Annotated in this window: 22 protein-coding genes, 2 tRNA genes and 1 pseudogene; 13 read left to right on the forward strand and 12 right to left on the reverse strand. The window is 62.0% G+C overall.

Translation table 11 applies throughout. The features are described from left to right. Positions 1–2 precede the first annotated feature (2 nt). The gene (gene uxuA / locus DH08_RS09175; protein WP_192178998.1) at positions 3–1187 is read right to left on the reverse strand and encodes a mannonate dehydratase; all 1185 of its coding nucleotides are present in this window, start codon (positions 1185–1187) and stop codon (positions 3–5) included. A gap of 97 nt (positions 1188–1284) precedes the next feature. Between uxuA and DH08_RS09180 the strand changes: the two genes are divergently transcribed. The 3 genes and pseudogenes from DH08_RS09180 to DH08_RS09190 form a co-directional block, all read left to right on the forward strand. Then, on the forward strand, positions 1285–2070 hold the full coding sequence (locus DH08_RS09180) for an SDR family oxidoreductase (RefSeq protein WP_192178999.1): 786 nt from the start codon (positions 1285–1287) through the stop codon (positions 2068–2070). Positions 2071–2190: 120 nt separating this feature from the next. Then, positions 2191–2616: a pyridoxamine 5'-phosphate oxidase family protein gene (locus DH08_RS09185; RefSeq protein ID WP_192179000.1), complete on the forward strand. Its 426-nt coding sequence runs from the start codon at positions 2191–2193 to the stop codon at positions 2614–2616. A 33-nt stretch (positions 2617–2649) separates the two neighbouring features. Beyond that, positions 2650–2994, forward strand: a pseudogene (locus tag DH08_RS09190) (SDR family oxidoreductase); the annotation flags it as partial. 24 nt (positions 2995–3018) lie between these two features. Here the strand turns inward: DH08_RS09190 and DH08_RS09195 are convergent. Beyond that, positions 3019–3094: transfer RNA gene (locus DH08_RS09195), tRNA-Val, on the reverse strand. A gap of 218 nt (positions 3095–3312) precedes the next feature. Between DH08_RS09195 and DH08_RS09200 the strand changes: the two genes are divergently transcribed. Together DH08_RS09200 and DH08_RS09205 are read left to right on the forward strand one after the other, a co-directional pair. Continuing rightward, positions 3313–3389, forward strand: a tRNA-Asp gene (locus tag DH08_RS09200). Positions 3390–3545: 156 nt separating this feature from the next. Continuing rightward, complete coding sequence (locus DH08_RS09205) at positions 3546–4118, forward strand: polysaccharide biosynthesis C-terminal domain-containing protein (protein ID WP_192179001.1); 573 nt, start codon at positions 3546–3548, stop codon at positions 4116–4118. A 375-nt stretch (positions 4119–4493) separates the two neighbouring features. Here DH08_RS09205 and DH08_RS09210 read toward each other — a convergent pair whose 3' ends face one another. After that, positions 4494–4772 carry a hypothetical protein gene (locus DH08_RS09210; protein ID WP_192179002.1) on the reverse strand — a complete coding sequence of 93 codons (279 nt, stop codon included), beginning with the start codon at positions 4770–4772 and terminating at the stop codon, positions 4494–4496. A gap of 279 nt (positions 4773–5051) precedes the next feature. On the opposite strand from DH08_RS09210, the gene DH08_RS09215 reads away from it, so the two are divergent. Next, positions 5052–5411 (forward strand): hypothetical protein, encoded by a 360-nt coding sequence (locus DH08_RS09215; protein WP_192179003.1) that lies wholly within the window; start codon positions 5052–5054, stop codon positions 5409–5411. 23 nt (positions 5412–5434) lie between these two features. On the opposite strand, the gene rbsK is transcribed toward DH08_RS09215, so the two are convergent. The 3 genes from rbsK to DH08_RS09230 are packed head-to-tail and all read right to left on the reverse strand — an operon-like array spanning position 5435 to position 7910. Next, positions 5435–6364 carry a ribokinase gene (rbsK, locus tag DH08_RS09220; RefSeq protein WP_192179004.1) on the reverse strand — a complete coding sequence of 310 codons (930 nt, stop codon included), beginning with the start codon at positions 6362–6364 and terminating at the stop codon, positions 5435–5437. Positions 6365–6368: 4 nt separating this feature from the next. After that, positions 6369–6821, reverse strand: a complete 453-nt coding sequence (locus DH08_RS09225) for an RbsD/FucU family protein (protein ID WP_192179005.1) — start codon at positions 6819–6821, stop codon at positions 6369–6371. 30 nt (positions 6822–6851) lie between these two features. After that, complete coding sequence (locus DH08_RS09230) at positions 6852–7910, reverse strand: ABC transporter ATP-binding protein (RefSeq protein WP_192179006.1); 1059 nt, start codon at positions 7908–7910, stop codon at positions 6852–6854. A 316-nt stretch (positions 7911–8226) separates the two neighbouring features. Here DH08_RS09230 and DH08_RS09235 point away from each other — a divergent pair, with 316 nt between their 5' ends. From DH08_RS09235 to DH08_RS09250, 4 genes are all read left to right on the forward strand, one after another. Beyond that, positions 8227–9903, forward strand: a complete 1677-nt coding sequence (locus DH08_RS09235; protein WP_192179007.1) for an ABC transporter substrate-binding protein — start codon at positions 8227–8229, stop codon at positions 9901–9903. A 95-nt stretch (positions 9904–9998) separates the two neighbouring features. Continuing rightward, positions 9999–11120, forward strand: a complete 1122-nt coding sequence (locus DH08_RS09240) for an ABC transporter permease subunit (RefSeq protein WP_192179008.1) — start codon at positions 9999–10001, stop codon at positions 11118–11120. An 11-nt stretch (positions 11121–11131) separates the two neighbouring features. Beyond that, positions 11132–12049: a carbohydrate ABC transporter permease gene (locus DH08_RS09245; RefSeq protein WP_192179009.1), complete on the forward strand. Its 918-nt coding sequence runs from the start codon at positions 11132–11134 to the stop codon at positions 12047–12049. A 3-nt stretch (positions 12050–12052) separates the two neighbouring features. Further along, positions 12053–12370 (forward strand): hypothetical protein, encoded by a 318-nt coding sequence (locus DH08_RS09250; RefSeq protein WP_192179010.1) that lies wholly within the window; start codon positions 12053–12055, stop codon positions 12368–12370. On the opposite strand, the gene DH08_RS09255 is transcribed toward DH08_RS09250, so the two are convergent. Beyond that, positions 12367–13110 (reverse strand): creatininase family protein, encoded by a 744-nt coding sequence (locus tag DH08_RS09255; RefSeq protein ID WP_192179011.1) that lies wholly within the window; start codon positions 13108–13110, stop codon positions 12367–12369. The genes DH08_RS09250 and DH08_RS09255 overlap by 4 nt on opposite strands. A 4-nt stretch (positions 13111–13114) precedes the next feature. Then, the gene (hxlB, locus tag DH08_RS09260; protein WP_192179012.1) at positions 13115–13681 is read right to left on the reverse strand and encodes a 6-phospho-3-hexuloisomerase; all 567 of its coding nucleotides are present in this window, start codon (positions 13679–13681) and stop codon (positions 13115–13117) included. Positions 13682–13868: 187 nt separating this feature from the next. Here hxlB and DH08_RS09265 point away from each other — a divergent pair, with 187 nt between their 5' ends. After that, complete coding sequence (locus tag DH08_RS09265) at positions 13869–14891, forward strand: aldo/keto reductase (RefSeq protein ID WP_192179013.1); 1023 nt, start codon at positions 13869–13871, stop codon at positions 14889–14891. Between the two features lie 89 nt (positions 14892–14980). On the opposite strand, the gene DH08_RS09270 is transcribed toward DH08_RS09265, so the two are convergent. Next, positions 14981–15253, reverse strand: coding sequence for an HU family DNA-binding protein (locus DH08_RS09270; protein ID WP_015318196.1), 273 nt, complete (start codon positions 15251–15253; stop codon positions 14981–14983). On the opposite strand from DH08_RS09270, the gene DH08_RS09275 reads away from it, so the two are divergent. After that, entirely contained in the window at positions 15246–15446 is a 201-nt protein-coding gene (locus DH08_RS09275; RefSeq protein WP_139032201.1) for a hypothetical protein, read from the forward strand. The genes DH08_RS09270 and DH08_RS09275 overlap by 8 nt on opposite strands. Before the next feature lie 106 nt (positions 15447–15552). Here DH08_RS09275 and lon read toward each other — a convergent pair whose 3' ends face one another. From lon to clpP, 3 genes are all read right to left on the reverse strand, one after another. Next, entirely contained in the window at positions 15553–17964 is a 2412-nt protein-coding gene (gene lon / locus DH08_RS09280; protein WP_192179014.1) for an endopeptidase La, read from the reverse strand. Positions 17965–18236: 272 nt separating this feature from the next. Further along, a complete protein-coding gene (gene clpX, locus DH08_RS09285) occupies positions 18237–19511 on the reverse strand; it encodes an ATP-dependent Clp protease ATP-binding subunit ClpX (RefSeq protein WP_120015555.1) in 1275 nt (424 codons plus the stop codon). 297 nt (positions 19512–19808) lie between these two features. Further along, complete coding sequence (gene clpP, locus DH08_RS09290) at positions 19809–20438, reverse strand: ATP-dependent Clp endopeptidase proteolytic subunit ClpP (protein ID WP_192179015.1); 630 nt, start codon at positions 20436–20438, stop codon at positions 19809–19811. Positions 20439–20735: 297 nt separating this feature from the next. Between clpP and DH08_RS09295 the strand changes: the two genes are divergently transcribed. Continuing rightward, positions 20736–21329 carry a hypothetical protein gene (locus tag DH08_RS09295; protein WP_192179016.1) on the forward strand — a complete coding sequence of 198 codons (594 nt, stop codon included), beginning with the start codon at positions 20736–20738 and terminating at the stop codon, positions 21327–21329. Positions 21330–21365: the final 36 nt, after the last annotated feature.

Raw genomic sequence — 21365 nt, forward strand, 5'->3', positions numbered from 1 at the left:
CTTCAAGCCAACCCAAACCGCTCCACCGCCCGCATGATGCCGCGCAGTTCGGCCAACCCCTTGAGGCGGCCGATCAGCGAATAGCCTGGGTTGATCCTGGTCTTGCCGATGTCGTCGGCAAGCAGGTGGCCATGGTCAGGACGCATGGGGATGCGCCAGTCGCTCCTGCCTTCCTTGCGCCGGCGGACCTCTTCCTTCATCAGTGCCAGGATCACCGCCGCCATGTCGGTGGAGCCTTCCAGATGTTCGGCCTCGAAGAACGAGCCGTCGTCCTCGCGCGTGACGTTGCGCAGGTGGACGAAATGGATCCGCGACGCGAACTCCTCGATCATCGCGACAAGGTCGTTGTCGGCGCGCACGCCGTAGGAGCCGGTGCAGAAGGTCAGGCCGTTCGCCGGGCTGTCGACCGTCTCCAGGATGAAGCGTGCGTCTTCTGCGGTGGAGACGACCCGCGGCAGCCCGAACAGCGAGAAAGGCGGATCGTCGGGATGGATGCACATGCGCGCGCCCACCTCCTCGGCGACAGGGATGATCTCCTTCAGGAACCATGCAAGGTTGGCGCGCAGTTCCGCCGGGCCGATTGCATCGTAGTCGGCAAGCGCCTCGCGCATCGTGTCGCGGTTGTACTTGCGTTCGGTGGCCGGCAGTCCGGCAATGAGGTTGCGCTCGATCGTGTCGATCTGCTCGTCGCTCAAGGCCTTCAGCCGCGCTTCCGCCTCGGTGATGCGCGCCGGGCTGTAGCTGGCCTCGGCATTCCGCCGCTTCAGCACGAACAGGTCATAGGCGGCAAAGTCGATCGCGTCGAAGCGCAAGGCGTAGCCGGTGGTCGGCAGCCGGTACATGAGATCGGTGCGGGTCCAGTCGACCACGGGCATGAAATTGTAGCAGATGGTCGAAATGCCGGCCTCGGCCAGGGCGCGAATGGTGTCCTTGTAGAAGCCGGCGTAGCGCTGCCGCTCCGCCGAACCGATCTTGATCGAATTGTGGACGGGAATGCTCTCCACCACCGCCCAGGTCAGCCCTGCATCCTCGATGATGCGCTTGCGTTCAAGGATATCGGCCAGAGGCCAGGCACGGCCGTCATAGATGTTATGCAGGGCCGACACGATGCCCGTCGCCGCTGCTTGCCTGACATGATCGAGCGTGACCGGATCGTCCGGCCCGTACCAGCGCCAACATTGTTCCATAAAGGTCCCTTCCGAAGCGAAGCCAAAACCGTATTGTTGGACCATAGTCGGAGTCGAGACTTCGGCAATCCCAACGACGCATGACGGAGTTTCAGCCATGAACGATTTTGGCGGCAAGGTTGCCCTGGTGACGGGAACAACCGGGATCGGCCTGGCAAGCGCCAGACGCCTGGCGGCGGGTGGTGCCGCGATCATCGCCTGCGGCATCGACAGCAACGCAAATGCGGCGATGCAGGCCGAACTCGACCACTCGGGCGCAAAGTCGCTGGTGGTGACGACGGACGTTTCGTTGCCGGATCAGGTTGCCCGGGCGGTCGCCGCCGGCGTCGCGCGGTTCGGCGGGCTGGACGTCATCGTCAACTCCGCCGCCGTGCACCCTTACGGCACGGCAACGAGCACCGATTTCGAAACCTGGAACCGGGCGATGACTGTCAATGTCGGCTCGATCTATTTGACCGCTCATTTCGGCATTCCCGAAATGATCAAACGGGGCGGCGGCGCTATCGTCAACGTTGCTTCGGTGCAGGGCCACGCCTGCCAGCAGAACGTTGCCGCCTATGCGACGACGAAGGGAGCGATCCATACGCTGACGCGCTCGCTGGCGCTCGACTTCGCCCGCCAGGGGATCCGCGTGAATTCGGTCAGCCCCGGATCGATCCGCACGCCGATCCTGGAAAAGGCGGCGCGCGGCGACAGCGGTAGCGACGCCGATGTCGAAGCCGTCTACAAACGCTTCGGCGAGGCGCACCCGCTTGGCCGTATCGGCGAACCGGAAGAAGTGGCGGAGCTGATCGCGTTTCTGTGCTCGTCTAAGGCGGGGTTCTGCACTGGCGCCGACTACAAGATCGACGGCGGCCTGACCGCCGGCATCGGGGTCAAATGAAGGATTAAGATCAACCTGAACTCGCAAGCTCGCGGCGCTGGCGGCCAAACTCCGCTGAGGCCGGCGGGCTGTCGAATGGGACTGCACAAAAATCGAGAATACTCACTGAGGGACGAGACAATGGACGATTTTCATACGAAACGCATGATCCTTGAATTCCTGAGAAAGCACACCTTGGCGGTCATCGCGACCTGCCATCGTAATGGAACGCCGGAGGCTGCTACGGTCGACTTCTCGGTGCGCGACAATCTTGAGATCGTGTTCAGCACTTTCAAGGACACGCGAAAGTTCGACAATCTCGCGGAGCGTCCCGGCGTCGCGTTCGTAGTCGGATGGAACGACAATATCACGGTTCAATACGAGGGTGAGGCAACAAGGGTTCCTGCCGCGGATATCGAACAATACCAGGAAGCTTATCTCAACAGCGTTCCGGCCGACAGGGAGTTCATCGAGAGAGGGGCCGTGATGTTCAAAGCGACGCCGCGGTGGATTCGATATTCCGATTTCAACAAGGAGCCTCCCGAGCTGATCGAGATTCAATTCTGACAGACGTAACGGCTTCGGGTCGCCGTCCGAGGCCAGCAGAACGTCGCCGCCTATGCGACGACGAAGGGAGCGATCCATACGCTGACGCGCTCGCTAGCGCTCGACTACGCCCGCCAGGGGATCCGCGTGAATTCGGTCAGCCCCGGATCGATCCGCACGCCGATCCTGGAAAAGGCGGCGCGCGGCGACAACGGGACCGACGCCGATGTCGAGGCCGCCTACAAACGCTTCGGCGAAGCGCACCCGCTTGGCCGCATCGGCGAACCGGAAGAGGTAGCGGAGCTGATCGCGTTTCTGTGCTCGTCTAAGGCGGGCTTCTGCACAGGCGCCGACTACAAGATCGACGGCGGCCTGACCGCCGGCATCGGGGTCAAATGAAAGGATTGAGATCAACCTGAAAAATGGTGGGCGATGACGGGCTCGAACCGCCGACATCTTCGGTGTAAACGAAGCGCTCTACCAACTGAGCTAATCGCCCGCTCCGGCGCGGACCTTTAAGCGGTCATGACAGGCTTCGCAAGGCAAAATGAACGGGCAACGTCCTGTTCGGATGCCGGTTTCGCCAACAAAGCGAGGCTTGTCAAAAAACCTTCTCCTGTTTGCTGTTATGCTGTCCCACTCCGCTTGACACCCGGTGGCGAACCCCTTATCCAGCGGCCCAACGACGAACACGGCTGACACGTGCTCGTCTTGTGCGCGGGTGTAGCTCAGTCGGTTAGAGTGCCGGCCTGTCACGCCGGAGGTCGCGGGTTCGAGCCCCGTCACTCGCGCCATTTCTTCCCAACGTATCGGTTTCGCACCTGGCACGAGTTCAACCGGACTCGTTCGCAGGCGCGGCATCGTCTGTGCCGTATTTACAAAACCCGTGCCGGCTGTGAGAAGCTGCTGGCACACCGAACCCATATTGTTCGGGTCAGGGAGGGCTTGCGATGAGCGATCACGGGGATAGCGGGACGCGTCCGAACATTCTTGAGACCACCCTCGCCGCTGCCTTGCAGGACCAGCGAACGGTGGACGAGCAGCGTCAAAGCATTGCGCCTCTGCTCGACGGCATGTCCTTCTACGACAGCATTCGACACAATGACGAGCGCGGCAGCGTCACCGAGATCTACGACCCTCGCTGGGGCTGGCATCCCGACCCGCTGGTCTTCTCCTATGTTTTCACAATTCGGCCCGGCATGGTGAAGGGTTGGGGGCTGCACAAGCTGCACGAGGACCGCTATTTCGTGGTCAGCGGCGAACTGGAGCTGGTTGTCTACGATCCAAGGCCGGACTCCAGCACATACGGCAAGATTTCCAAGGTCTACCTTTCCGGCAGCCGTCCCCGGCTCGTCAATATCCCGAAATTCGTCTGGCACGCCGACCACAATATCGGCATGTCCGATGCGGTCGTCATCAACTTTCCGACCATCCAGTACGATCACTCGAATCCCGACAAGTATCGCCTGCCGATCGACAGCGATCTCATTCCCTACGATTTCGGAAGCGCGAAGGGATGGTGAGCAAACCGGGCTTTTCCATCCTGATGCCGACCCACTCGCGCGTCGACGTCATCGGCCTGGCCATTCAAATCCGTCCTGGATCAGACCGTCGACGATTTTGAATTGCTGGTCGTGGGCGACGGCTGCGCGCCCGGCACCGCCGAGGTCGTGCAGCCTTTGGTGACGCCCGCATCCGTTCTTCGATCTCCCCAAGGCGCCGAGCTACGGCTACGCGAACCGGAATATCGCGCTGCGCGAGGCTTGGGGCGAGCTGATCGGCTTTGCTGCCGATGACGACCTCCTGTTTCCGGATCACCTTCAAACCCGGGCGGATGGTCTCAAAGGCGGAGCCGCGTTTCGTCGCGGCGTCTCTGTCCGGCGCGCCTCTCGAACCAATTACCGCGGACGCGCTCGATTCCATCGCTGCAGAATTTTACCCAGCTCCCCACGGAACGCGGGCATGGAATTTGCCGCTGCCGGGTCTGCCTCGGCGCCCTTCGACCCCCGTCCATAGATCAGTCCGAGGACCAGACCGATGTATCCGACCTGAAGAATGATCAGAGCAACAACAGCCCAGCCGAACGCCTTCCAGATGGAGCCGGTTTCCAACACTGCCCAGATCGCCACGATGAACGACGTCGCGAACATGCCCACCAGAAACTGCGGAAAATACATAACACCCAGCTCCCATTTTTTGGCGGTCCAGCGCCTTTCAGCTGCTAAAGACCCGCCGCTCCATTAGCGGAGCGGCGGGGCCCCCCAATTGCCCCCCGATTGCCGGACTGATGAGTGGCCCGGCATTGCTGACAATGCAATTACGGCGCCAAACTCAGTGGCCCATTACGGGACACCTATGCCAATGGCGCAAGACCGGATTGCCGATAAACATTATCTGTGGCTAATATGCCACCCTGGTCGGAAGGGACCAAGGTGGCAAGGTTTATGGCAGGCTTGTTGGCCGCGATGCTGGTAGCGTCGGCAGGCCCATGCTGGTCCAACGACGCCAGCAAGCAGATCTCCGAAGACGCACTGAGACTGACCAGCGCCCGGATGTATTCCGGCATTCTGCGCCAGGAATGCCTGCACGGACGGCGCTACGCGCAAAGCCGGATCGAGAATGGTTTCAAAAGGCATTTCGAGGAAATGCGGCTGCAATTGATCGCGGATGGGTACACCATCGTGCCAAGCGTGACAGAGAACAACGCACCGTGGATTCTTTCAGAGATGGCATTTGACGCCAACCGGCGGCTCGGCATCCCGCGCCAATTCGGCTGCCTTGATGCATACTGGCTCGACGGCAATCCGGACTGGTGAGCCCGCCTGGGACGCTGTCGAACTCAACCTCTCGCCAGTAGCGCCTCGACCTCCTGCAGCGTCGGCATCGACGGCGCCGTGCCCGGCCGGGTCACCGAAATGCCGGCGACGGCGCAGGCGAAACGCACCGCTTGCAGCGGCTCGACGCCTTTGGCAAGCGCCGCAGCCAGGCCGCCATTGAAGGCATCGCCGGCGCCTGTGGTTTCGACCACCGGCCCGGCATTGACCGCGCCGACATGGTCGGAACCGCTGGCCGTGTGCAGCAGCGCGCCCCTCTCGCCAAGCGTGATGATCACCGCACCGACTCCCTTTTTCAGCAGACTGTCGGCGGCACGGCGGGCATCGTCGACCGACGCGACCTTGATGCCGGTCAGTTCCTCGGCCTCGGTCTCGTTGGGCGTGACGTAATCGCAGAGCGTGTAGATGCGGTCGGGCAGGCTTGCCGCCGGCGCCGGGTTGAGGATCGTGGTCACCCCTGCCCCGCGCGCGATCTCGAGCGCCTTGAGCGCCGCCTCGATCGGCTGCTCAAGCTGTGTGACGAAAACGCCGGCCGAGCGGATCAGGCCGGCATTGGCCTCTATATCGGCAGGCGAGATCAACATCGCAGCACCTGGGCTGACGATGATGGCGTTGTTGCCGGTCGTTTCCTCGACGAAGATGTAGGCGGCACCGGTGTAGCTGTCTGGCGTGTCGATCACTGCAGCCTTCACACCGGCCTCTTGCCAGGTGTGCTTGGCCATGTCGGCGAAGGCATCGACGCCGAGGCGCGTCAGGAAGGTGATGTCGGCGCCGAGCTTGCCGGCGGCCACGGCCTGGTTCGAGCCCTTGCCGCCGGGGCCGAGCTTGAACGAGTTACCGAGGATCGTCTCGCCCATGCGCGGCTGGCGATCGGCGCGATAGGCGGTGTCGGCAACGAAGACACCGAGAATGACGACAGGCTTGCCGGCCGCCATGATGCTACTCCGCATCCGGCGGAACGACGCCCTTGCGGAACGCAAAGCAGCCATAGAAGCGGCGCTCGCCGGTCTGGATGACGCAATAGGCTTTCTTGGCGCGTTCGTAGAAGGCATAGCGCTCGACCGAAATCATCGGCCACGCCTTGCCCTCGGCGGCATCGATTTCTTTCTGGACTTCCTTCTGCACAGGCGGAATTTCGTCCGGCTTGCCGACGATCTCCATGCGTGCGGCCGCGTCGTCGACGAATGTGTCCAACGGATAAAGCGACAGCACCGCCCTGGCCACATCGGCCGCTGGCGCGTCAATGCGCAACAGCTTACCGAGCACGGTCTGGCGCGCCACGGAATCGGCGGGGAAATTGGTGTCGGCGATGATCAAATCGTCGCCGTGGCCCATCGCCCGCAGCGCCTGGAGCACATCGGCATTGAGCAGCGGATTGATCCCTTTGAGCATGGCATTCCTCGTGGAAAAGTCAGTTGGAAATCAGAGCCGCTTGCCGGTCTCTGCGTCGAAGAGGTGGACCTGGTCGAGCCGCGGCTTGAGGTGCAGCGTGTCGCCCGGCTTGAAGTCGTGGCGCTCGCGAAACAACGCCACCATCTCGCCCTCGCCGAAGCGGACGAAGACCAGGGTTTCGGAACCGGTCGGCTCGACCACGGAAATCTTCGCGGCGACTCCGTCGGGATGGATTTCCAGATGTTCGGGCCGTACACCGTAGACGACGGCCTGGCCGTCCTGCGCGGCGCTGCTGGCGGCGATCGGGAACGGCGTGCCCGATATGTCGACCACCGGCTTGTCGCCCTTCTTCACGATGCCCTTCAGAAGGTTCATCGAGGGTGAGCCGATGAAGCCGGCGACGAACAGATTGGCCGGCCGGTCGAACAACTCCAGCGGCGCGCCGATCTGCTCGATGCGGCCATCGCGCATCACCACGATCTTGTCGGCCATGGTCATGGCTTCGATCTGGTCGTGGGTGACATAGATGGTGGTGGTCTTCAGCCGCTGGTGCAGTTCCTTGATCTCGGTGCGCATCTGGACACGCAGCTTGGCATCGAGGTTGCTGAGCGGCTCATCGAACAGGAACACCTGCGGGTTACGCACGATGGCCCGGCCCATGGCGACGCGCTGGCGCTGGCCGCCCGACAGCTGGCGCGGATAGCGCTTGAGATAGGGCGCGAGGTCGAGGATGTCGGCCGCCCGCTTGACCCGCTCGGCGACGACGGCCGGGTCGGTCCTGCGCAGCTTCAGCGCGAAGGCCATGTTCTGCTCCACCGTCTTGTGCGGATAGAGCGCGTAATTCTGGAACACCATGGCGATGTCGCGCTTGGCCGGCGGCAAATTGTTGACGACGCGCTCGCCGATGGCGATCGTGCCGCCGGAAACGGTCTCCAGCCCGGCCACCATCCTGAGCAGCGTGGACTTGCCGCAACCCGAGGGACCGACCAGCACGACGAACTGGCCGTCGGCAATATCGACGCTGACGTCGTGCAGGACCTTGACGGTTCCGAACGCCTTGGCCACATTGCTGATCGCGACTTGAGCCATCATCCCCCCTGGGGTTTTGGACCTGCGGGTCCTTCGTTTGCCGTGAAGCTAACCAACGCTGACGGCAAGGGCAAGTCAGTCTCTTATAGATAAAAAACCTATTGTCGTTGACACGGCATTCGGTTGTGCGAATAGTGAAGGTGTCAGGGTTCTTGGCCCTCTTCCGCGCGCGTCGGCACGCTTGTCCGGACATCGGAAGTCGACGCGTTACGGGAGGAAGCTGGGGCCGTAATTTTCCGGGAGTCGCGTCGTTGGGGAACACCGTTAGCGCTCCACTATCCGAAACTGTCACCATTGATCTTCTGGGAGGAACGAGATGAGAGTCAGCCTTTTCAACCAACTTATGCGCGCGGGTGCCACGCGGCGCGACATACTGAAGGGAGCTGCCGGCATGGCCGCGCTCTCGGCGGCATCCAGCGCCGGTCTTGGCGCATTGACGCGTCCAGCATCCGCCGCCGATGATCTGCGCGCGCAGATTCTGCAAATCCCCGGCGTCGGCAAGGGTCAGCCGACCGACGCCGACTTCCAGAAGGTCGGCGAGCTTTGCCTCGAAGCCACCAAGGCCAACGTCAAGGAAGGCGAATTCGCCGGCGTCGAGCTCTCCTTCATGGGCCTCAACAACCAGAACCTGCACAATGTGCTGTTCCGCGGCTTCCTGAAGCCGTGGGAGGCCTATACCGGCGCCAAGATCAGCTGGATCGATCTGGCGCAAGCCGACTACAATCCGCGCCTGCAGCAGGCGATCGCCACCGGCACCGTCGATTTCGACATCATCGAGATGGGCGCGCCGTTCGAAGGCGACGTCTGCGGCAAGGGCCTCACCTCTGAAATGCCGGACTGGGTCAAGGACCAGATCGACATGAAGGACGTTGTGGCCTATCTGCAGCCGCCGGTCGGCACCTGGGATGGCAAGCAGTACCGCATCACCGTCGACGGCGACGCGCACAACTTCAACTACCGCACCGACGTGTTCTCCGACTCTGATCTGGCAGCAGCCTGGAAAGCCGATAGCGGCGACAAGGCAGGCCTGACGGAGTGGGGCGTGCCGAAGACCTGGCAGCAGGTGCAGGCCGTGACCAAGTTCCTCAAGGGCAAGCAGATGAAGGGCCAGGACGTCTTCGGTTATCTCGACGCGCCCAAGGCCTGGGGCGGTTTCGGCTTCTACTTCCTTGGCAGCCGTGCCAGTGCTTATGCCAAGCACCCTGATGACAAGGCGTGGCTGTTCGATCCGGATACGATGAAACCGCGTATAAACAACCCGGCTTGGGTGCGCGCAATCCAGGACGTGATCGACGCGCTGCCTTTCGAACCGCAAGATCAAATCAATGCCGACCCGAACCAGACCTGTTTCTCCCAATTCCTGGGCGGCACTGGTTCGATGCTGGCTTGGTGGGGAGACGCGGGCTCGAATGCGAAGACTAACGACTCGTCGGTCGTCGGCGATGTCACAGGATTCTCGATCCTGCCAGGCTCCGACGATGTCTACAATTCCAAGACCGGCGCCTGGGACAAACTGGCCAGCGGCCCGAATTATGCTCCGAACTGCGCCTATCTCGGTTGGGGTGTCTATGTCATGGCCCGCGTCGACAGCGACGAAAAGAAGAAGAAGGCGGCCTGGTCTGCCGCTGCTCATCTCGGCGGCAAGGATCTGTCGCTCTGGTGCGCGGCGTATCCGTCGGGCTTCCAGCCCTACCGCAACAGCCATTTCAACATTCCGGAATGGGTGGCGGCGGGTTACGACGAGGCCTTCATCACCTCGTATCTCAAGTCGGAAGCCGACAGTTACAACCATCCGAACGCGGCGATCGAGCCACGCATCCCCGGCATCTTCCAATACTACAGCGCCGCCGAGGATATTCTGGCCAACACCTTCGCCGGCAAGATGAAGGCGCAGGAAGGCGCCGACGCCATCGCCGCCGCCTGGGAGAAGCTGACCGACCAGATCGGCCGCGAAAACCAGATCAAGCTCTACAAAGCCTCGCTTGGCGTGTAGGCTGATCGCAAGTGAACAGGGTCCGGCGGCGAAAAGCCGCCGGACCTGACCGGCCAGGCCGGTCGTAGGGGCCTTCTTATGAATGGACGAGACGCGTGGCTGACCAGACCTTGCCTACCAATGCATGGCCGGCAAACGGCGTTCCAGCCGATCTGATCGCACCGGGCCGCAAGCGGCTCGGTTTCGCCTTGATGACCGTGGCGACGCTCGGCCTGCTCGCTGTCATCGCACTGCAGATCCTCTACAAGACGGAAGTTACCACGCTCGGCTTCGACACCTGGCGGCCGGTCATCTATGCCTATGTGCTGTGGGGCGTGGCGCTCGGCGCCGGCCAGGTGCTGACGCGTGGCGAGGACGGCCAGCGCGCGCTGTTTCTTCTCCCCGCGCTCCTGTTCACCATCGCCATGGTGGTCTTCCCTACGCTGTTCGGCTTCTACATCGCGCTGACCGACTGGAACCTCAGTTCCTTCTCCGGCCGGAAATTCAATGGGCTCGACAATTTCTGGCAGATGCTGGCCGACCCCTATTACCGCAACGCGCTGTTCAACATGGTGCTCTACGTGCTCGCCGTGCTGGTCGAATATGCCATCGCCTTCGGGCTGGCGCTGCTGCTCAACGCGCAGATCCGCGCCAGAAAATTCTTCCGCGTTGTCTTCCTCCTGCCCTTGATGCTGTCGCCGGTGGCGGTGTCGTGGATGATCGGCAAATCGCTGATGGAGTACCGGTTCGGGCCAGCCGCCACGCTGGCACGCACTCTCGGCTGGGAAAACCCGGCCTTCTTCTCGGATCCAATCATCGCCCGCATCTCGATCATGGTGCTCGATGCATGGACCTTCATTCCGTTCATGATGATCATGCTGCTCGCCGGCCTGCAGGCGATGTCGCGCGAGGTGCTCGAGGCGGCGCGCGTCGACGGCGCCACAGCCTGGCAGACCTTCTGGCAAGTCACCTTCCCGCTGATGCTGCCGGTGTCGGTGACGGCGGTGATCCTGCGCATCATCTTCAAGCTTAAGCTTGCCGACATCATCATCACCGTCACGTCGGGCGGTCCCGGCGGCGCCACGGATTCGGTGTCGAGCTTCATCTACCGCGAATACCGCGACCGCTCGAATGTCGGCTACGGCACCATGCTGGCGATGGCCTATCTCGTGATCATCGTCGTGTTCGTGACATGGCTGTTGAAATTCGCCAACCGCTTCGTGCGCAACGTGAACTGACAGGCGAACAGATGAGCGTGCAGACCACCGACTATACCGCCTCCGAAATCCGCTCGCCGGCGAGCTTCGTCGCCAACCGCGTTTTCATCTATGGCGCGCTGGCGTTCTGGGCCTTCATCTGCCTGTTCCCGATCTATTGGACGATAACCACCTCGTTCAAGACCGCGGTCGACGTCACCCAGGGCCATCTCATCCCGTTTGTCGACTTCCAGCCCGACTGGAAAGGCTGGCGCTCGCTCGGCCTGTCGCCGGACTCGATCTTCCAGACCTCGACAGTGCGCGAGGAATTCCTCAAGCGCTTCATGAATTCGGTCATCACCTCGGTCGGCGCGTCGAGCCTTGCCATCGTCATCGGCAGCCTCGCCGCCTACGGCCTGACCCGCTACCGCTACCACTTCGCCTGGTTCAAGAACGAGGACATCTCCTTCTTCTTCCTGTCGCAGCTGATCCTGCCGCCAGTGGTGCTGGCGCTGCCCTTCCTCGTGCTCTATCGGGAAGTCGGCCTGCTCGACACGCGCATCGGGCTGATCCTGCTCTACACGCTGATGGTGCTGCCGATCGTCATCTGGATCATGCGCGACCAGTTCAACTCTATTCCCGTCGAACTTGAGGAGGCAGCCCTTGTCGATGGCCTGTCGATCTGGGGTGCCTTCTTCCGCATCGTCATGCCGATCGCGCTGCCGGGCATGGTCGCCGCCTTCATCCTGGCGATGGTGCTGTGCTGGAACGAGTATTTCTTCGCCGCCCTTCTGACCTCGACCGATGCCAAGACCATCCCGGTCATGGTGGCGAGCCAGACCGGTTCGCAAGGCATCAACTGGTGGTCGATGGCAGCGCTAGCCACTGCCGCAATCGCACCGCTTGCCGTCATCGGCATCGCGCTGGAACGCTACCTGATCATGGGTATGACGGCGGGAGCCGTGAAGTAGGCGATGGCCAACAAATACTGGTTCGCGCGCAATCGGCGGGGCAACGGCTACAGCAGAGGCGTGATGCCGATCAGTTGGGAAGGGCGGGCTGTGATCGCCGGCTTTGTGGTGGCGATGGTCGCCGGTGGCCTGATGATGCTGCTGACCGTGCTCTACACGAAGTCGTTTCCTCTCGGCATCGCGCTCTTCGCCATCCTGGCAATCGCCGGCGGCGGCACGTTCATCTGGGCTGCGGCGACCAAAGTCGATCCCGACAAGACCAGGGCCGACTATCAGGCCGAACGGCTAAGAGCCAGATCGTCCGGGTCTAGACGGATCTAGCGCGAAAGCGTCGTTCGCAGATGATCGAGGATCATGGCGACGCCCTTGTTCCCGAGTTCCACCGAAGCGTCCGGGGCGCTCGCCGTGTACCAGCCGGTGTTGTCAGCGAAGTGGCCGGCATCTACCGCTTCCGGGCAGAGTGCCAACATCAGCGAGGTCTCGCCGATACCGGCATGATCGAACGGGTATTTTCCGTTCATGGCCGCCGGCATCAGCGGATGCACCTGCACCCAATTGAAGAAGTTTTCGCCGGCGGCGTGTTCGGAATAATAGTCGGCCATCGCGTCCGCTCCCCACCAGCCCTCGCCGCGCTCTCTTTCGAGGAAGCGGAAGATCGCCTGCCTGCCGGCGCTCTTGAAGGCAAGATCGGTCGGCATGCCGGCGGCGAAATTCTCGGTCTGATGGTGGATAATGGCGTGGATGTTGCGAAAGCCGATGCGCAGCAGGCTGTGGAACAATTCCTCCGCGAACGGCGCCAGTTGATTGCCGCCGACCTGCACCGAACCGCTGCCCTCCGGCGGTGCCACCGCATAGCTCGCAGCGCCGTAGTAGAAAGGCGGCAGGATGACGATGTCGGCTTCCTTTTCGAACAGATCCAGCGTCTTGACGACGGCCAGCGTGTCCATGCCGACAGCCATGTGCTCGCCATGGTATTCGAGCACGCCGAGCGGCAGCACCACCGGCCAGTTCTCCGCGATCGCTCTGCGGATCTGGTGCGGCAGCATCAACTCATAGCGCATGCCCCTACTCCATATTGGTGTGGCGGGTGCGCATCGCCTCCGGCGTCGCGCCGGTGAGGTCCTTGAGCTTCAGCACCATCACCTCAAAGAGCAGGAACAACGCACCTTCGAACAGCGAGCCCATCGGCAGGACAGAGGTCTTTGCCGCGCCCTGATCGCTGGCCATGGTCTGCGCCGGGATGAGCAAGGTGAAGTCGGCGCGTTTGGCCGCGCTGCTTGCCGCCTCGGCGGTGAGCAGCAGCACCGTGGCACCCGCATCGCGGGCGACCTGCATCAGGGTCAGCACGGTGGTGGTCTCGCCTGGGCCAGAGCTGACCAGGAAGACATCGCCCTCACCCAGCGGCGGCGTGGTCATGTCGCCGACCACCGACACCGGCAGGCCGAGATGGTAGAGCCGCATGGCGAAACCCTTGACCTGCAGCGCCTCGCGGCCACAGCCATAGACGGCGATTTTTCCGGCGCCGGCGAGCATGGCGCAGGCGGCGTCGACCTGGCTCTCGTCGATCCGGGCAAGCACCTTGCCGAGTTCACCCAGCGCGGTGTCGAACAGGGTCGTGCCGGTGCCGGTCATGCGCGTTCCACCCGCATGAGGGACCTGAAAAACGATCGCGATCTCTTCTTCACGTTTCCCCCGAACAGCTTGTTTTTGTTCATGCTATCACCGCGAAAATGCGTGTCCAACGGCCCTCGGTGCTTTTGCTAGGCCACCAGCATGATAGTGTCATGTCAGACAAATCAATCCGGGATAACCGCAGGACATGAAGACACGGCATTTCGACCGCATCGGCAATGGCGGCATAGACTTCACCGAGCTCGGCTTCGGCACGGCGCCGCTCGGCAATCTCTACCGCGCCGTCTCCGACGAGGATGCCAACGCCACGCTGGAAGCGGCATGGCGGACCGGCTGCCGCTACTTCGACACCGCCCCGCTCTATGGGCTCGGCCTGTCGGAAACCCGGCTCAATCCGTTCCTGCGCGGCAAGAAGCGGGACGACTATGTGCTGTCGAGCAAGGTCGGGCGCATCATGCGTGCCTGTCCGCCCGAACAGCGCACCGGCATCGGCAAGTTCTTCGACACGCCGTCGCGCCGCGAAGTCTACGACTACAGCTATGACGGCGTCATGCGCTCCTTTGAGGCTTCGCTGGAGCGGCTCGGCGTCGACCGCATCGACATCCTCTTTGTGCACGATGTCGACATATTCACCCATGGCAGCAAGGAGGCTTCCGACCGCCGCATCGAGGAGTTCATGACCTCCGGCTATTACGGGCTGCTTTCGCTGCGCGACCAGGGCGCGATCAAGGCGTTCGGCGGCGGTATCAACGAATGGCAGGTCTGCCAGACGCTGGCCGAGCGCGGCGACTTCGATCTTTTCCTGCTGGCCGGGCGCTACACGCTGCTGGAACAGGAGGCGCTGGCCTCCTTCCTGCCGCTTTGCCAGGAACGCGGCATCGGCATCGTTCTCGGCGGCCCCTACAATTCCGGCATACTGGCAACGGGTCCGAAGCCCGGCGCCTACTACAACTACTCAGAGGCGCCGCAGGATATCCTGGACCGCGTCGCCCGCATCGAAGCCGTGTGCACGCGCCACGGCGTGCGCCTGATCGAAGCGGCGCTGCAATTCCCTCTGCTGCATCCCTCCGTCGTCTCGGTGATCCCGGGCGGCCAACGGCCGAGCGAGGTAGAAAGCAACCGCTCGCTGCTCGATGCCACGCTACCGCCAGCGCTGTGGGCCGACCTCAAGCAGGAAGGCCTGATGCGCGATGATGCGCCAACCGCATAAGGCGGCCTTTCCTCTCGCCGGCGACCCCAATCGGAGGCAAAAGAAAAGCCGGGCAAGCCCGGCTTTTCTGATCTCTAAAGAAAAAGGTCTTAGTTGACCGCGTCCTTGAGGCCCTTGCCGGCCGAAAACTTCGGCACGGTGCGCGCCGGAATCTTCACTTCAGCGCCGGTCTGCGGGTTGCGGCCGGTCGATGCAGCGCGTTTTGACACGGTGAAATTTCCGAAGCCGACAAGCCGGACATCGCCGCCCTTCTTCAGTTCGCCACTGATCACGGAAAACACCGCATCGACGGCAGACTGTGCGTCACCCTTCGAAATGCTCGCAGCGTCGGCGACAGCGGACACCAGTTCGTTCTTGTTCATCAAAATTTCCTTCCATGAGAAAACCGGAAGAACACTCGACTCATCCGGCAGGAAAGGGACTTTAGAAAGAAGCGTTCCTGCAACCAAGTCGAAAAAGCAGCAAGAGGTCGAAAAAAGCCCGGAATTCCGGGGTTTTTCACATGAAAAAGCCGGGCGCGAGGCCCGGCTTTCGTTTTGTGCGCTGCAACTTTAGCTAAAACTAACGCATGGCCCCGAAAACCGTAGCCGGTTTTCGGAAAGGACCATGTGCAAGTCTAAAGTGTTAGAGCGTCCTTTGCGCGTCCAAGTGGACGCGCGGCCTAATGTGCAAGCGACTTTCCGGCATCGTCCGTCGTATCGGCGGCGGCCGGCGGGTTGACCGGTTCGACCCACTCGATCGGCTCCGGCATGCGCACCAGCGCATGACGCAGCACCTCGCCGACGCGTGAGACCGGAATGATTTCCATGCCGTTCTTCACATTGTCCGGAATCTCCGCCAGGTCCTTGGCGTTGTCTTCCGGGATCAGCACCTTCTTGATGCCGCCGCGCAGCGCGGCCAGTAGCTTCTCCTTCAGACCACCGATCGGCAGCACCCTGCCACGCAGAGTGATCTCGCCGGTCATCGCGACATCGGCCTTGATCGGAATGCCGGTCAGGACAGAGATGATCGCGGTCGCCATCGCCACGCCGGCCGACGGCCCGTCCTTCGGGGTTGCGCCCTCCGGCACGTGGACGTGGATGTCGCGCTTGTCGAACAGCGGCGGCTCGATGCCGAAATCGATGGCCCGCGAGCGGACATAGGAGGCCGCCGCCGAGATCGATTCCTTCATCACGTCGCGTAAATTGCCGGTCACCGTCATGCGGCCCTTGCCGGGCATCATGACGCCTTCGACAGTCAGCAGCTCGCCGCCGACTTCCGTCCAGGCAAGACCGGTGACGACACCGACCTGGTCGTCGGCCTCGACCTGGCCGAAGCGGAAGCGCGGAACACCGAGATAGTCGGCGAGATTGTCCGCCGTGATCTTCACCGTCTTCTTCTTCGTCTTCAGGATCTCGGTCACCGCCTTGCGTCCGAGCTTCATCAGCTCGCGCTCCAGGCTCCTGACGCCCGCTTCGCGGGTGTAGGTCTGGATGATGCCGCGGATCGCGTCCTCGCCGACGGAGAATTCCTTCGGCTGCAGCGCGTGATCGCGGATCACCTTCGGCATCAGGTGCCGCTTGGCGATCTCGATCTTCTCGTCCTCGGTATAGCCGGCGATACGGATGATCTCCATGCGGTCCATCAAGGGCGCAGGGATGTTCAGCGTATTCGCCGTCGTCACGAACATCACGCTCGACAGGTCGTACTCGACCTCGAGGTAATGGTCCATGAACGTCGAGTTCTGCTCGGGATCGAGCACTTCGAGCAAGGCCGACGACGGATCGCCGCGGAAATCCTGGCCCATCTTGTCGATCTCATCGAGCAGGAAGAGCGGGTTGGACTTCTTGGCCTTCTTCATCGACTGGATGACCTTGCCGGGCATCGAGCCGATATAGGTGCGCCGGTGACCACGGATCTCGGCCTCGTCGCGCACGCCGCCCAGCGCCATGCGGATGAACTCGCGGCCGGTCGCCTTGGCGATCGACTTGCCGAGCGAGGTCTTGCCGACGCCGGGAGGGCCGACGAGGCACAGGATCGGCCCCTTCAGCTTCTTCTGGCGGCTCTGCACGGCGAGATACTCGACGATGCGGTCCTTGACCTTGTCGAGGCCGAAATGGTCGGTGTCGAGCACGTTCTGCGCGAAAGCCAGGTCATGCCTGACCTTGGAGTTCTTGCCCCACGGGATCGACAGGATCCAGTCGAGATAGTTGCGCACGACGGTCGATTCAGCCGACATCGGCGACATCGTCCTCAGCTTCTTCAGTTCAGCTTCCGCCTTCTCGCGAGCCTCCTTGGAGAGCTTGGTCTTCTTGATGCGCGCCTCGATCTCGGCGGCCTCGTCGCGGCCGTCCTCGCCTTCGCCGAGCTCCTTCTGGATCGCCTTCATCTGCTCGTTGAGGTAGTACTCGCGCTGGGTCTTCTCCATCTGGCGCTTGACGCGCGAGCGGATGCGCTTCTCCACCTGCAGGACGGAGATCTCGGCTTCCATGAAGCCCATCGCCTTTTCCAGCCGCTCCTTGACGGAAAGCGTGGCCAGCATCTCCTGCTTCTCGGGGATCTTGATGGCAAGATGCGAGGCGACGGTATCGGCGAGCTTGGAATAATCGTCGATCTGGCTGGCGGCGCCAACCACTTCGGGCGAGATCTTCTTGTTCAGCTTGACGTAATTCTCGAAGTCGGTGACGACCGAGCGGGCGAGCGCCTCGATCTCGACCTCTTCCTCTTCCGGCTCGACCAGCGCCGAAGCACGGGCCTCATGGAAGTCGGGACGATCGGTGAACGACACGATTTTCGCGCGCGAAGCGCCCTCGACCAGCACCTTCACGGTGCCGTCGGGAAGTTTCAGCAGTTGCAGCACGTTGGCGAGCGTGCCGATATCGAAGATGGCATCGGGCTCGGGATCGTCGTCTGCGGCATTCATCTGGGTCGCCAGCAGGATCTGCTTTTCCTGACCCATCACCTCTTCCAGCGCCTTGATCGACTTTTCGCGCCCGACGAAGAGCGGAACGATCATGTGCGGGAACACCACGATGTCACGCAGCGGGAGGACTGCGAAGACGCCGTCGCTGGGAGCCTTTGATATTTTGGCCATTGTCCAACCTTTCATGTCGCGGCCACCAATCGGCCAACCGCGAATCTCATATTAGCGACCGACGGTCGTTCCGCCTACCACCGTTTGTGACGGGAGTTTTACAGCACAGAATTCGGCCCGGCGGCCTTCTGCTGTTAGTTGGATGCCCGAGGGGCAAAGATCAAGGGTCAACACCGGCTGGTCCATCCGATCCGTCGTTGCGCGGCATGAAACGGCCTACAGCAAAACGGCGCCTCGCGGGCGCCGTTTCAAAATCCTGTCTGAGGCTCACGTCAGGCGCTGACGTTGCCCTTCTTCTCCTTCTGCTCGGAATAGATGTAGAGCGGCCGGGCGTTGCCGGACACCACCTCTTCCGAAATAACCACTTCGCGCACGCCTTCCAGCGCCGGCAGCTCGAACATGGTGTCGAGCAGGATCGCTTCCATGATCGAGCGCAGGCCACGCGCGCCGGTCTTGCGCTCGATGGCGCGCTTGGCGATCGCCGACAGCGCGTTCTCGTGGAAGGTCAGGTCGACATTCTCCATCTCGAACAGGCGCTGATACTGCTTGACCAGCGCATTCTTCGGCTCGGTCAGGATCTGGATCAGTGCCGGCTCGTCGAGGTCTTCCAGCGTCGCCAGGACCGGCAGACGGCCGACAAACTCGGGAATGAGACCGAACTTCAGCAGATCCTCGGGCTCGACCAGGCGGAAAACGTCGCCGGTGCGGCGATCCTCGGGCGAAGCGACGATGGCGCCGAAGCCGATCGAGGTTTTTCTGCCGCGATCCGAAATGATCTTGTCCAGCCCGGCGAAGGCGCCGCCGCAGATGAACAGGATGTTGGCGGTGTCGACCTGCAGGAATTCCTGCTGCGGATGCTTCCGGCCGCCCTGCGGCGGCACCGACGCGACCGTGCCTTCCATGATCTTCAGCAGCGCCTGCTGCACGCCCTCGCCCGACACGTCGCGGGTGATCGAGGGGTTGTCGGACTTGCGCGAGATCTTGTCGATCTCGTCGATGTAGACGATGCCGCGCTGGGCGCGCTCGACATTGTAGTCGGCCGACTGCAGCAGCTTCAGGATGATGTTCTCGACGTCCTCACCGACGTAACCGGCCTCGGTCAGCGTCGTGGCGTCGGCCATGGTGAAGGGAACGTCGATGATGCGGGCGAGCGTCTGCGCCAGCAGCGTCTTGCCGCAACCGGTCGGGCCGATCAAAAGGATGTTGGACTTGGCCAGCTCGACGTCGTTGTTCTTGCCGGCATGCGCGAGGCGCTTGTAATGATTGTGGACGGCCACCGACAGCACGCGCTTGGCGTAGGGCTGGCCGATAACATAGTCGTCGAGGACCTTGAGGATCTCCTGCGGTGTCGGCACGCCTTCGCGCGACTTCACCATCGAGGTCTTGTTCTCCTCGCGGATGATGTCCATGCAGAGTTCGACGCACTCGTCGCAGATGAAGACCGTCGGACCGGCGATCAGCTTGCGCACTTCGTGCTGGCTTTTGCCGCAAAACGAGCAATAGAGCGTGTTCTTGGAATCGCCGCCGTTGCTGCCAACCTTGCTCATTTTCCAGTCCTTTCATGGCCGCCCGCCGATGGTCTGGCTGAAAGGGCGCATAATTCAATCTATCGCGGGAATTCGCCGCCGCCAGTGTCCCAACTCACACAACGTATTCCGAACGAAACACAAATCAGAAAACGTCGCAATGATTCGCACAAACCCCACGCAAAGCTAAGCCGTCGAAAATCAACATAGCCTTAACGTAGGCAATCCCAACCGTCGAGGGAACAGCCAATTGTGGCCGAAATGCCGCAAACCGCACCAAAAGCGCGTTATCCCCGCCATCCAGCTGCCATTGCGGGCTTATGCGGCAACACCTTCGACCGGTTCGCGCGTCGAAATGACCTTGTCGATGAGGCCGAAATCCTTGGCCTCGTCGGCGGTCATGAAATGGTCGCGGTCGAGCGTCTTTTCGATCTCGTCGTAGCTCTTGCCGGTGTGCTTGACATAGACCTCGTTGAGACGGCGCTTCAGCTTGATGATGTCCTGGGCATGGCGCTCGATGTCGGACGCCTGGCCCTGGAAGCCGCCGGAAGGCTGGTGAACCATGATGCGGGCGTTCGGCGTGGCAAAGCGCATGTCCTTTTGGCCGGCGCAGAGCAGCAGCGAGCCCATCGAGGCGGCCTGACCGATGCACAGCGTCGACACCGCCGGCTTGATGAACTGCATGGTGTCGTAGATCGCCATGCCCGAGGTGACGACGCCGCCCGGCGAATTGATGTAGAGGTTGATTTCCTTCTTCGGGTTCTCGGCCTCGAGGAACAAAAGCTGTGCACAAACCAGCGTCGCCATGCCGTCCTCGACCGGGCCGGTGATGAAGATGATGCGCTCTTTCAGCAGGCGCGAGAAAATGTCGTAGGCCCGCTCGCCGCGATTGGTCTGTTCGACCACCATCGGAACGAGGTTCATGTAGGTTTCGACGGGGTTCTTCATGACTATCCCTTTTTGGAGATGGGATTCCGGCGCCGGGAAATGAGCAAGTCGGGCAGAATCGGTTCTTGACGGTTACGTTGTAAATAGGATGCCGGCTCACCCTAGCGCAAGGCCGCCCCTCCTAGCCATCTGGTTAAGTCGAATCAAGCGTTGAGCGCAAGGAATTGCGGCGGCGCCCGGTAGCAATTCCTTAACCGCGCCGCTTAACGAAACGCGGCAAAATCACTTTCCCGCGATACGCCTTGCGCTACACTTTCTGCGTTGAACTGTACCACGAGTTCGCGAAGGGGGCGTGTCATGATCCAGAAAAGTCCTGCATCGCTCGCCGTTGCCAGCCTCGCAATCCTTGCCACCGCGTCCGAAACCGCGGCTGGCGGCCGCGCGCTTGAATGTTATGAACCAGAGCACAGGCCGGCCCTCTACGACACCGTCTATGAGGACGTGATGGTGAGCCCTGGCGGGCAGCTGGTCGATTACGATCCGCCGATCTATGGCACGAGCGAGAGCGTGGAGCAGATCGCGCCGCCTCGCGTCACTTATGAGGTCGTGCCGGCGATCACGCGCACCATCTACCACACGGTCAAGGTCGACGATGGCGGCTATGCCTGGGAGTGGCGCGTCATCCACGGCCGCAAGGTGCTGTGCAAGGTCTGGCGCAAGGCGCGATATGCGCGCGTTGCCGAAACGGTGGTCGTCGAGCCCGAGCGCACGCGGCGCGTGGTCCTTCCGGCTGAATATGAAAGTGTCGCCCGGGAAGTACTGGTGCGGCCGGAACGACGCCGCATCACCGAGATTGCGCCTTCATACCAGAGGGTAGCGCGCCGAGTGCTGGTGCGAGAGGGCTCCACCAAGTGGCGGCGCGTGCATATTGCTCGGCACTGCCCGGACTAGGATCGGGAGTCGTCAATCGAGTGGCCGCATTAGGAC

The organism is Mesorhizobium amorphae (genome assembly GCF_014843845.1).
Lineage (GTDB): Bacteria > Pseudomonadota > Alphaproteobacteria > Rhizobiales > Rhizobiaceae > Mesorhizobium > Mesorhizobium amorphae_A.